Annotated in this window: 12 protein-coding genes and 1 tRNA gene; 4 read left to right on the forward strand and 9 right to left on the reverse strand. The window is 49.7% G+C overall.

The window, feature by feature from the left end; translation table 11 throughout:
- Positions 1–6 precede the first annotated feature (6 nt).
- Both FH968_RS14810 and FH968_RS24075 read right to left on the reverse strand, forming a co-directional pair.
- A tRNA-Phe gene (locus FH968_RS14810) sits at positions 7–82 on the reverse strand.
- 163 nt (positions 83–245) lie between these two features.
- Positions 246–368, reverse strand: coding sequence for a hypothetical protein (locus tag FH968_RS24075; protein ID WP_255431509.1), 123 nt, complete (start codon positions 366–368; stop codon positions 246–248).
- Positions 369–518: 150 nt separating this feature from the next.
- Between FH968_RS24075 and FH968_RS14815 the strand changes: the two genes are divergently transcribed.
- Positions 519–2,657 carry an ornithine decarboxylase gene (locus FH968_RS14815; RefSeq protein WP_139880763.1) on the forward strand — a complete coding sequence of 713 codons (2,139 nt, stop codon included), beginning with the start codon at positions 519–521 and terminating at the stop codon, positions 2,655–2,657.
- Positions 2,658–2,701: 44 nt separating this feature from the next.
- On the opposite strand, the gene FH968_RS14820 is transcribed toward FH968_RS14815, so the two are convergent.
- The 4 genes from FH968_RS14820 to mutY all read right to left on the reverse strand — a co-directional run bounded on the left by FH968_RS14820 (position 2,702) and on the right by mutY (position 6,707).
- Entirely contained in the window at positions 2,702–3,955 is a 1,254-nt protein-coding gene (locus FH968_RS14820) for a nucleoside permease (RefSeq protein WP_139880765.1), read from the reverse strand.
- A gap of 254 nt (positions 3,956–4,209) precedes the next feature.
- Positions 4,210–5,286, reverse strand: coding sequence for a membrane-bound lytic murein transglycosylase MltC (gene mltC, locus FH968_RS14825; protein WP_139880768.1), 1,077 nt, complete (start codon positions 5,284–5,286; stop codon positions 4,210–4,212).
- Between the two features lie 60 nt (positions 5,287–5,346).
- Complete coding sequence (locus tag FH968_RS14830) at positions 5,347–5,619, reverse strand: oxidative damage protection protein (protein ID WP_034493327.1); 273 nt, start codon at positions 5,617–5,619, stop codon at positions 5,347–5,349.
- A gap of 2 nt (positions 5,620–5,621) precedes the next feature.
- Complete coding sequence (mutY, locus tag FH968_RS14835) at positions 5,622–6,707, reverse strand: A/G-specific adenine glycosylase (protein WP_139880771.1); 1,086 nt, start codon at positions 6,705–6,707, stop codon at positions 5,622–5,624.
- 151 nt (positions 6,708–6,858) lie between these two features.
- Between mutY and trmB the strand changes: the two genes are divergently transcribed.
- The 3 genes from trmB to FH968_RS14850 all read left to right on the forward strand — a co-directional run bounded on the left by trmB (position 6,859) and on the right by FH968_RS14850 (position 8,682).
- Positions 6,859–7,578 carry a tRNA (guanosine(46)-N7)-methyltransferase TrmB gene (trmB, locus tag FH968_RS14840; RefSeq protein WP_139880774.1) on the forward strand — a complete coding sequence of 240 codons (720 nt, stop codon included), beginning with the start codon at positions 6,859–6,861 and terminating at the stop codon, positions 7,576–7,578.
- Entirely contained in the window at positions 7,578–7,904 is a 327-nt protein-coding gene (locus FH968_RS14845) for a YggL family protein (protein ID WP_139880777.1), read from the forward strand. The genes trmB and FH968_RS14845 overlap by 1 nt, the downstream gene beginning before the upstream one ends.
- A gap of 61 nt (positions 7,905–7,965) precedes the next feature.
- Positions 7,966–8,682, forward strand: a complete 717-nt coding sequence (locus FH968_RS14850; protein WP_139880780.1) for a DUF2884 domain-containing protein — start codon at positions 7,966–7,968, stop codon at positions 8,680–8,682.
- A gap of 41 nt (positions 8,683–8,723) precedes the next feature.
- Here FH968_RS14850 and leuD read toward each other — a convergent pair whose 3' ends face one another.
- From leuD to leuB, 3 genes are read right to left on the reverse strand one after another with little or no spacing between them, the layout of a single operon-like run.
- Entirely contained in the window at positions 8,724–9,329 is a 606-nt protein-coding gene (gene leuD, locus FH968_RS14855; RefSeq protein WP_139880783.1) for a 3-isopropylmalate dehydratase small subunit, read from the reverse strand.
- A 10-nt stretch (positions 9,330–9,339) separates the two neighbouring features.
- The gene (gene leuC / locus FH968_RS14860; RefSeq protein WP_139880786.1) at positions 9,340–10,740 is read right to left on the reverse strand and encodes a 3-isopropylmalate dehydratase large subunit; all 1,401 of its coding nucleotides are present in this window, start codon (positions 10,738–10,740) and stop codon (positions 9,340–9,342) included.
- A gap of 2 nt (positions 10,741–10,742) precedes the next feature.
- Positions 10,743–11,834, reverse strand: a complete 1,092-nt coding sequence (gene leuB, locus FH968_RS14865; protein ID WP_139880789.1) for a 3-isopropylmalate dehydrogenase — start codon at positions 11,832–11,834, stop codon at positions 10,743–10,745.
- Position 11,835 lies beyond the last annotated feature (1 nt).

Consider the following 11,835-nt stretch of genomic DNA (forward strand, 5'->3'; position numbering starts at 1 on the left):
AAATAGTGGTGCCCGGACTCGGAATCGAACCAAGGACACGGGGATTTTCAATCCCCTGCTCTACCGACTGAGCTATCCGGGCAACGGGGCGCATTAAACCGTAAAGGGCGTTTGGCGTCAATGATTTTGTATGATTAAGTCGTGCGTTTGCATGAATAGTGTGCTCTACGCGGCAACCCTATCTTGAACCCATGTACAGAAGGTGCCATGATTGCGCGAAATTTCACACATCCAGAACGGGGCGTTTATTGATGTTTATAGTCAATGTTCACCAACATCGCTCGATAACGCTCGTTCACCTCTTTGTAGTTACCCGAAGACCCTTGCTCACCATGCGGTGAGGGCAACGCACGCTCACAGCAGGACATCAGTAAAACCAGGTGATGCCTGGTTTTACTGATGTCTGGCGGTTAGAGTGGGTATCATCCATTAGACCATCAAGACACATTCACCGGGGAATGCTCCCTTTGCCGTGCCACCAGGCACTCACTCATCCTTGAACTCTGGGATTTGTGCATATGAAATCTTTGAAAATTGCTGCCAGCCACGATGTGGTTGCCACACTTGAAACACATCGTGAAATTGTCACGCTTGATAGCACTGACTTTACTAACATCGCCGCCGTTGTTCTTTCTGTGGCTGATAGCCGTAGTGGTATCCTGGCGTTGCTTAAACGCACGGGGTTTAATCTTCCAGTCTTTTTAGTTTCAGAAACTCAGCCGGATGAACAAGTTGCTTTTACCGGTGTTATAACGGGTAAAGCGCAGGATTATCTAGAGCTGGAAACCGCTGCGACTGAGTATGAAGAGAGCCTGTTACCGCCGTTTTTCAATACGCTGACTAAATATGTGGCGATGGAAAACAGCACGTTTGCCTGTCCTGGCCATCAGCACGGCGAGTTTTTCAAGAAGCATCCGGCAGGGCGTCAGTTTTATGACTTCTTCGGTGAGAATCTGTTTCGGGCTGATATGTGCAACGCCGACGTTAAGCTCGGTGATTTGTTGATCCACGAAGGTTCAGCAAAACATGCACAGAAGTTTGCCGCCAAAGTCTTTAACGCAGATAAAACCTATTTCGTTTTAAACGGTACGTCGGCTGCGAACAAAGTCGTGACGAATGCGCTGCTGACTCGCGGTGATCTGGTACTGTTTGACCGTAACAACCATAAATCTAACCATCATGGTGCGTTAATTCAGGCGGGTGCGACACCGGTTTATCTCGAGGCGGCTCGCAATCCATTTGGTTTTATTGGTGGTATTGATGCCCATTGCTTTGATGAAAATTATCTCCGCGAATTGATTGCTGAAGTTGCACCTGAAAGGGCGCAAGAACAACGGCCATTCCGTCTGGCAATTATCCAACTTGGTACTTACGACGGTACGGTATATAACGCCCGCCAGGTGGTGGATAACATCGGCCATCTTTGCGATTACATTCTGTTTGATTCTGCATGGGTCGGTTATGAGCAATTCATCCCGATGATGGCTGACTGTTCGCCATTGCTGCTGGATCTTAATGAAAACGATCCGGGGATATTTGTTACTCAATCGGTACACAAGCAGCAAGCGGGCTTCTCGCAAACTTCTCAGATCCATAAAAAAGATAACCATCTTCGTGGCCAGGCGCGTTTTTGCCCGCATAAGCGGTTGAACAATGCGTTTATGCTGCATGCTTCGACCAGCCCGTTCTATCCGTTATTTGCTGCACTTGATGTGAATGCGAAGATCCATGAAGGGGAGAGCGGTCGGCGTCTTTGGGCAGAATGCGTTGTGCAGGGGATTGAAGCGCGTAAAGCGATCATTGCCAACTGCAAGATGATCAAACCGTTTATTCCGCCGGTGATTTCTGGCAGGCCGTGGCAGGATCATCCAACGTCGATCATCGCGCAAGAACGTCGTTTCTTTAGCTTTGAGCCGGGTGAAAAATGGCATGGTTTTGAAGGGTATGCGCAGGATGAATATTTTGTTGATCCTTGCAAGTTGCTGCTGACCACACCAGGTATTGATCCACAAACTGGGCAGTACACAGAATTTGGTGTCCCTGCGGCGATCCTCGCAAATTACCTGCGCGAAAACGGTATTGTTCCTGAGAAATCAGATCTTAACTCGATTCTTTTCTTGCTGACACCTGCTGAAAGCACCGAGAAGATGGCTCATCTGGTGGCGATGCTGGCGCAATTTGAACAGCATATTGAAGATGATACTCCGCTGGTGAATGTCCTGCCGACTATCTATCAAAAGTATTCACAGCGCTACAAAGGCTACACGCTGCGTCAACTTTGCCAGGAAATGCATAACCTTTATGTCAGCTTTGAGGTGAAGGATTTGCAAAAAGCGATGTTCCGTAAAGAGAGCCTGCCTGCGGTTGCGATGAACCCGCAGGATGCTCACAGTGAGTTTATTCGTGGCAACGTGGAACTGGTGCGTTTAAGCCAGTCAGAAGGGCGTATTGCTGCTGAAGGTGCACTGCCGTATCCACCGGGTGTGTTGTGTGTAGTACCAGGAGAAGTATGGGGAAGTGCTGCACTGCGTTATTTCCTCGCTCTTGAGGAGGGCGTGAACATGTTGCCGGGCTTCTCGCCTGAGTTACAGGGTGTTTATAGCGAAACGGATGCCGACGGGATTAAGCGGCTTTACGGATATATGGTTAAGGCGTAATAAAATGTTCCCCGTTCCTGAACAGAGACGGGGAACATTGGTTATCAGGCAACTGGCTGGATAACAGCTGGTGTTCTGACGTGTTTATATTTGAAGAGTGCGACAAATGCGAAGGCCAGCACCAGCGAGTAGCCGGCGAAAATCAGCCAGACGCTTTGCCAGTCAGTGATTCCTTCGACGGTGAATTTTTCCACGACTTTACCGCTGACTATCCCACCGATGATGCAACCAAAACCGTTCGTCATCATCAGGAACATGCCCTGTGCACTGGCACGAATCTCTGGTTTCACTTCTTTTTCAACGAATACTGAACCAGAGATGTTGAAGAAGTCGAAAGCGCAACCGTAGACGATCATCGACATTACCAGTAACACCGTGCCCATTGGCGACGGGTCGCCAAAGGCAAACAGACCAAAGCGCAGCATCCACGCAACGATACTGATAAGCATCACGTTTTTGATGCCATAGCGGATAAGGAAGAACGGGATCGTCAGGATAAACACGGTTTCAGAAATCTGCGAGATAGACATCAGCACTGACGCGTGTTCGACAATAAAGCTGCTGGCGAATAGGGGATCTTTATCAAAACTGTGCAGGAAGGTGTTACCAAACATATTGGTAATTTGCAGCTCGGCACCCAACAGCATGGAGAAGATAAAGAAAATTGCCATGCGTTTGTTTTTGAACAGCGCGAACGCATCCAGCCCTAACATCGAAGTCCAGCTTTGGGTTTTCTGCGCGTTGGCAACTGGAATCGGGGCCAATGTCAGAGTGAACAAAGCTAATACCAGTGACAATGCAGCGCCAATGTAAAGCTGCATGTGGCTTAATTCAAAGCCTGAGAAACTCACGCCCCACATGGCGAAAATAAAGCCAATGGTTCCCCAGATACGGATTGGTGGGAAGTCGCTTACTATATCCATTCCCGCTGATTGCAGACGATAGTAAGAAATCGTATTCACAAGCCCAAGCGTTGGCATATAGGCGAGCGAGTTCAGCAAAATCACGACAAACATGGCACTTGGCGAGGTGACCTGTGCGGCGAAATACAACGTGATGGCACCTACCAGATGACAGCCCGCATAGAGCCAACGTGCACTGATCCATTTGTCCGCAATAATACCGAGCAGCGTAGGCATAAACACCGCCGCAATACCTAATGAACTGTAGACCGCACCGATGGCTGCGCCATCAAATTTGAGGGTAACGAACATATAGGATCCGAGCGTGGTCAGCCAACTTCCCCACAGGCAGAACTGCAGAAACGAAAGTATTTTTAGCTGCAGCTTAAGGTTCATCTAAATTTCCTCACAGGATTTGAAATCAAATGTTAAATTTCTAACATATATGCTTGGATATGTTGTGATCGTAACATTAGCAGTGCTGTGGAGTTATTTTTGCTACATTCGCCAAATAAATGAAAACATCCTCTGGTTACATTTGAGAATAGTGACGGTGATTACATTTTCTTTATCAAGAGTGAAGAAAACAGGAAGGATGTTGCCTCTCTCATCTTAAAACAGCGGGTGAGAGAGGCAATAAACAGGGGGAGTTAACGCCTGCGATAGCTCTTTTGCGCGGTATTCACTTTGTAGAGATAATTACGTGATTCCGCAGAAGGGTGGCGTGTGGTCAGGGTCTGGTACACATCCCCCGGTGCCATGCTATTAATAATATTGAATGCACGGTTTTTATCGCTGTTGAACACGCGTAACACGCTACCTGCACCGCCGTTATAAGCCGTTATCATTGCGTAACGACGTGATGTCGGATTATCAATCCCGTTCAAATAGCTGTTTTGTAAGATTGCCAGGTAGGCAGTACCGGTGTCGATATTACTTTCTGGATCAAACAAATAGCTGCGGCTTGGCTTGCCCCATTTCCCTTGTGATTTAAAGACATCAACCCCGGCGCTGTGCTGCACAACCTGCATCAGACCTAGTGCGTCAGCATGGCTGACTGCATACGGGTTAAAGCTCGATTCAGTTTGCATGATTGCCAGAATCAGCGATTCATCGACACCGTATTTTTTCGACGCTTTGCGCACCATGCCGATATATTTATGAGCACGTTTATCGAGGTGGTTTGGCACCAGATTAATCGTCACGCTATAAACAATTTTAAGCCCAGTGCTACGGCTTTTCAGGCGAGTTGTCAGCAAATAATCAGCAAACTTCGACGCGCGACCTTCCCAGCGAATAGCCTGACCGGTGTTATCAACAACCTGCCCATACAGGAACGGCTGTTTGGAGATCAGTACATCATTGGCATCGGAATAAAGATCGATCGAACCTGGATCGTCGCCCATTAGCAAAGTGGTGATGATCGCCTGGCGCAAGTGGGCCGCAGGATCAGTACCAGCAATGGTTTCAATGGTAATCGTACCGTCGTCAAAGTTGATATGGCTACGGGTCAGATATTGGTCGGTGTATTTTACGTAGTCTTTTGGACCGGCAATCAACACTTCCTTCATGCCCCAGATATTTTCAATGTTATGAGCAAATTGCCCCATCAAAATATCGAAACCATTGGTGTCCTTAACAAAAGCCTCGTTATAGGAGTCTTCTTTTTTGCTCGAACATGAGATGAGCAAAGGGACAACCAGAGCTAGCGCGAGAAATTTTTTCATCGTTCCATGTATGCGTTGTGCTTGAAGTTGTTTGCATAAGGGCCGGAGGCCCCTGTGTTTTTATTTTTCTGGCGGTGTGTAGCCTTCAATGTGGACTTCTTTGCCTTCGAACAGGAAATTGACCATTTCAGCTTCCAGTTCTTTGCGGTGCTCAGGGTTCATCATGCTCATTTTACGTTCGTTAATCAGCATGGTTTGTTTGGTCTGCCACAACGCCCAAGCTTCTTTAGATATTTCGTTATAAATACGTTTGCCGAGTTCACCTGGATACAGTTGGAAATCCTGGCCTTCTGCATCACGTTGCAGGTATGTACAAAAAATAGTTCTGCTCATCATTATTCCTCTTCAACAGCTCGGGCGGATTTAAGTACCACCGGCTCGGCGTGTAATTGCTGTAATAGACGTTCTACAGGGGCGGCCAGTCCCACGGACGGTGGCTGCGCTAAGTTATACCAGAGAGCGGTTCCTTCATCCATGCACCCGCTAAACGAAAGCACCGGTAGCCACATAGGGACGATATCCAAATGGAAGTGGCTGAATGTATGACGGAAGGCGGTTAATTGCGTGAGGTTATCCGCAGGGATCTGGCGTTCTGCCAGCCAGCTACGTAACTCTCCTTCAGTAGTAAACTGTGGGAAGCAGTACAAACCACCCCACAGGCCAACGGCTGGGCGCTGGGCAAGCAGGATACTTTGTTGGTGCTGCATCATCAGGAAGTAACCGGTGCGTTCGGGTAGCGTCACCTTCGGTTTTTTACCAGGATAGCTGGCCCAACTGTTATTGGCATAAGCCACACAAATATTATTCACCGGGCAAAGCTCGCATTTTGGTTTTGAACGAGTACAGACCATCGCTCCAAGATCCATCATGGCCTGGTTAAACTGGCTCACACTTTTCGCGGGTGTGACTTGCTCGCTAATATCCCACAGCTTTTTCTCGACGTCTTTTTTACCAGGCCAGCCTTCGATGGCATAACAACGTGCGAGCACGCGCTTTACATTGCCGTCGAGAATAGGAAAATGTTTATCGAGAGAAAGTGAGAGAACCGCACCCGCAGTTGAGCGCCCAACGCCTGGCAGTGCTGCGACTTCTTCAAAAGTTTCTGGGAAGACCCCCCCGTGCAGGCTCGCCACCATTTGCGCGGCTTTATGCAGATTACGGGCACGGGCGTAATAACCCAGGCCAGTCCACAGATGTAGCACTTCATCAAGCGGGGCGTTGGCAAGGTCGTTTACGGTTGGGAAGCGCGCCATAAAGCGTTCAAAGTAGGGTATGACGGTGGCAACCTGGGTTTGTTGCAACATCACCTCAGATAGCCATACTTTATAAGGCGTTTTTTCGAGTTGCCATGGCAGAGTTTTGCGCCCGTATTTTTGGTACCAGCCCAGAACCTGGCGAGAGAATTGCGGCGCTTGTGTCATTGTTGCCAGGCCATCCGATAAATGTGTGAATTAGGGGGCTGATTCCAGCACAGACGACTCCATGCTGTAAACCGGAACTTTCTGGTGCTTGCTTCTCATCATTAACTTTGGATAATGCCCGTTTCCCAAACACTAACTCAAAGCCTAAACCATGAAAAATGACGTCATCTCACCGGAATTTAATGAAGAAGGCCGCGCAATGCGCCGGATTCGTAGTTTTGTGCGCCGCCAGGGCCGCCTGACCAAAGGGCAGGAGTTCGCACTGGAAAACTACTGGCCGGTGATGGGCGTTGAATATGAAACCGCGCCTGTCGATTTTGCTGCCCTGTTTGGCCGCGAAGCGCCAGTGACGCTGGAGATTGGTTTTGGCATGGGAACTTCGCTTGTCGCTATGGCGCAGGCTAATCCACAGCAGAACTTTTTGGGCATTGAAGTTCACTCACCAGGCGTGGGTGCATGCCTTGCGACGGCGCATGAAGAAGGTGTCGAAAACCTGCGAGTGATGTGTCACGACGCAGTAGAAGTGCTGGAAAAAATGGTTCCTGACAATTCTTTGAGCATGGTTCAGCTATTTTTCCCTGATCCGTGGCACAAAGCGCGTCATAATAAGCGCCGTATCGTTCAAGTGCCGTTTGCAGAACTTGTAAAAAGCAAACTGAAACTGGGTGGTGTGTTCCATATGGCGACCGATTGGGAACCTTATGCGGAACATATGCTCGAAGTGATGTCCTCTATTGATGGTTATAAAAACCAGTCAGAGAGTAACGACTACGTACCGCGTCCGGATTCACGTCCGCTGACCAAATTTGAACAACGTGGCCATCGTCTTGGTCACGGCGTATGGGACTTAATGTTCGAGAGGGTAAAGTAATGGCAATTAATCGTAGCCGTCGTTTGCGTAAGAAAATGCACATCGAAGAATTCCAGGAAGTAGGGTTCTCAGTGGCATGGCGTTTCCCGGAAGGCACATCCGAAGAACAAATCGATAAAATCGTTGATGCATTTATTGTTGAAGCTATTGACGCCAACGGTCTGGCTTTTGATGGCGGCGGCCACCTTTCCTGGGAAGGCTTAATCTGCCTGCAGGAAATCGGAAAATGCACCGAAGAGCATCAGGCTCTGGTGCGTAAATGGCTTGAAGATCACAAGGCTGAAGACGTTCGCACCAGCGATTTGTTTGATGTCTGGTGGGATTGAGTAACGAGTAGCAGCGGGCCGGTTTAACCGGCCCGTTTTTATATCAGGATCAGGAGTAACTATGATTCGTAAGGCTCTGATGGGGGTTCTGCTGCTTACAGCGATGCAGGCACAGGCTGACTATAAATGCAGTGTCACGCCTCGCGATGACGTGGTAATCAGCCCGCAAACCGTTCAGGTTGTTGGCGAAAATGGCAATCTGGTTATTGCCCCAGATGGCAGCCTGCAATTTAACGGCAAGCCACAAACTTTAAACGCAACGCAACGCCAATTGGCGGTGAACTATCAGAAAGCGTTGCGTAGCGATCTCCCATGGATTAACAACGGCGCATTGGCCCGCGTTGAAAAAGGGCGTGTTGCACTGGATAAAATCATCGCCCAGGAAGCCGGTGAGAGCAGCAATATGCGTGGGCGTCTGACTAAACTCGACGCACAGCTTAAAGAGCAGATGAACCGCATCATTGAAACTCGTCAGGATGGCTTAACCTTCCACTACAAAGCGATTGATCAGGTGCGTGCCGATGGGCAGCAACTGGTGAATCAGGCAATGGGCGGCATCTTGCAGGACAGCATCAACGAGATGGGTGCTAAAGCCGTTCTGAAAGGTGGCGGTAATCCACTGCAAAATGTGCTGGGTAGCCTTGGTGGGTTACAGACTGCGATTCAGAAAGAGTGGAAAAATCAGGAACAAGATTTCGAACAGTTTGGACGCGACGTATGCAGCAAAGTCGTGACGCTGGAAGGCCAGCGCAAAGGGCTGGTTGAGACTCTGAAGTAATAAAAATGGCGGGTGATGTCATGCTTCACCCGCCTCGATAATTAACGCATAAACACGGGTTGTTTCTGCTCGTAAGCAGAAATGGAACCTTCGTGTTGTAGCGTCAGGCCAATGCTATCCAGCCCTTCTAACATGCAGTGGCGGCGGAACGTATCGATAGTAAACGAGTAACTTTTCTCACCAGCAATCACGGTTTGCGCTTCCAGGTCGACAACGAATTTAATCCCCGGATTTGCCGCGACCAGTTTGAACAGTTCATCCACTTCTTCATCGCTTAACGTAACCGGCAATAACTGGTTGTTGAATGAGTTGCCATAGAATATATCTGCAAAGCTTGGCGCGATAACCACTTTAAAACCGTAATCGGTTAGTGCCCACGGTGCGTGTTCCCGTGAAGAACCACAGCCAAAGTTTTCACGCGCCAGCAAAATAGAGGCACCTGTAAACTCAGGGTAGTTCAGCACAAATTCTGGGTTTGGTTGTTGGCCTGCATCATCCAGAAAACGCCAGTCGTTAAACAAGTGTGCGCCAAAACCTGTGCGCGTCACCTTCTGCAAAAACTGCTTCGGAATGATTGCGTCGGTATCAACGTTTGCGGCATCCAGCGGAACGACCAGGCCGGTATGTTGGATAAATTTCTCTGCCATGGTGTTTCCCTTATTTCAACGTGCGGATGTCAGCAAAGTGACCTGATACAGCGGCTGCCGCTGCCATTGCCGGGCTAACCAGATGCGTGCGGCCACCCCGGCCCTGACGGCCTTCGAAGTTACGATTGCTGGTGGAGGCGCAACGTTCACCTGGTTCCAGTCGGTCGTTGTTCATCGCCAGGCACATAGAGCAGCCCGGTAAGCGCCATTCAAAGCCCGCTTCGATGAAAATTTTATCCAGACCTTCAGCTTCTGCCTGTGCTTTTACTGGGCCTGAGCCCGGAACGACTAACGCCTGCACACCTGGTGCGACTTTACGGCCTTTGGCTATTGCCGCCGCAGAGCGTAAATCTTCAATTCGCGAATTGGTGCATGAGCCGATAAATACTTTGTCGATAGCGACTTCGGTCAACGGAATGCCAGGTTTCAGGCCCATATAGGCCAGAGCTTTTTCAGCAGACGCACGTTCTACAGGGTCAGCGAAGGATTCTGGGCTAGGGATATTTTCGGTAATGGGAATAACCTGACCTGGATTAGTACCCCAAGTCACTTGAGGTGCGATTTGTGCCGCATCCAGTGTCACAGTGTTATCGAATTTAGCGCCTTCATCGGTGCTGAAGGTTTTCCAGTAGGCAACGGCGTTGTCCCAGTCAGCCTCTTTCGGGGCGTGTAGACGGCCTTTCACATAGTTGAAAGTGGTTTCGTCTGGCGCAACGATGCCCGCTTTGGCACCCATTTCGATGGCCATGTTACACAGCGTCATGCGGCCTTCCATCGACAGCGCCTGAATTGCGCTACCACAGAATTCTACTACATGCCCGGTGCCGCCAGCGCTGCCAGTTTTACCGATAATTGCCAGTACGATGTCTTTTGCCGTAATGCCCGCAGCGGCGGCGCCGGTTACTTCAATCTTCATTGTTTTGGCACGGCCTTGTTTCAGCGTTTGCGTCGCCAGAACATGTTCAACTTCGGAAGTGCCGATACCAAATGCGAGTGCACCGAATGCGCCGTGTGTCGCGGTGTGGGAATCGCCACAAACAATGGTCATGCCCGGCAAGGTAATGCCTTGTTCAGGACCCATTACGTGGACGATACCCTGGAGTGGATGGTTCAGGTCATACAACTCAACGCCGAACTCTTTGCAGTTTTTCATCAATTCCTGCATTTGAATGCGGGCCATTTCACCAGAAGCATTGATGTCTTTAGTCTGCGTAGAAACGTTGTGATCCATGGTCGCAAACGTTTTGCCAGGCTGGCGCACAGGGCGGTTATGTGCACGCAAGCCATCAAATGCCTGCGGGGAGGTGACTTCATGCACCAGATGACGGTCGATATACAGCAGTGGCGTTTCATCCACTGCTTGGTACACGACGTGGGCATCGTACAATTTCTGATATAACGTCTTCGCCATGATTATTTCCCTTCTGCCACAAAACGAGCAATGGTATCGCCCATTTCGTCGGTGCTGATTGCGTTGCCCGCGCGGGCCAGATCGCCGGTACGGAAGCCTTCTTCCAGCGCGAGGTTGATTGCGTTTTCGATGGCCTGAGCGGCCTCTTCAGCATCCAGGCTGTAGCGCAGTAACAAAGCCAGAGACAGAATCTGCGCAATAGGGTTAGCAATATTCTTACCTGCGATATCCGGTGCGGAACCGCCAGCAGGTTCGTACAGACCAAAACCTTGTTCGTTCAGGCTTGCGGAAGGCAGCATGCCCATAGAGCCGGTGATCATTGCGCATTCGTCAGACAGAATATCGCCAAACAGGTTAGAGCACAGCAGCACATCGAACTGGGATGGATCTTTAATCAGCTGCATGGTGGCGTTGTCGATGTACATGTTTGACAACTCAACGTCCGGGTATTCTTTTGCGATTTCACCGACGATCTCGCGCCACATAACAGAGGTTTGCAGCACGTTGGCTTTATCAATAGATGTCACTTTATTGCGACGTTTGCGAGCTGACTCGAAGGCAATACGTGCAATACGTTCAATCTCGAAGCGGTAATAAACTTCGGTATCAAAAGCTTTTTCGTGCATGCCGGAACCTTCACGACCTTTTGGTTGGCCGAAGTAGATACCGCCAGTCAATTCGCGTACGCACAGGATATCGAAACCGTTAGCGGCGATGTCAGCTCGCAGCGGGCAAAACTCTTCCAGGCCTTGGTACAGACGGGCAGGGCGCAAGTTGCTGAATAACTTAAAGTGCTTACGCAATGGCAATAATGCACCACGCTCAGGCTGTTGGGCCGGAGGCAGGTGTTCCCATTTCGGGCCACCCACAGAACCGAACAGAATGGCATCAGCCTGCTCACAGCCTTCGATGGTAACAGGTGGCAATGGGTGGTCGTGACGGTCGATGGCTATCCCACCCACGTCGTATTGGCTGGTGGTAATGCGCATATTGAAGCGCGTACGAACTGCATCCAGCACTTTCAGCGCTTGAGCCATAACTTCTGGGCCAATGCCGTCACCCGGCAATACTGCTATATGATGAGTTTTTGACATG

The organism is Buttiauxella sp. B2 (assembly GCF_006376615.1).
Lineage (GTDB): Bacteria > Pseudomonadota > Gammaproteobacteria > Enterobacterales > Enterobacteriaceae > Buttiauxella.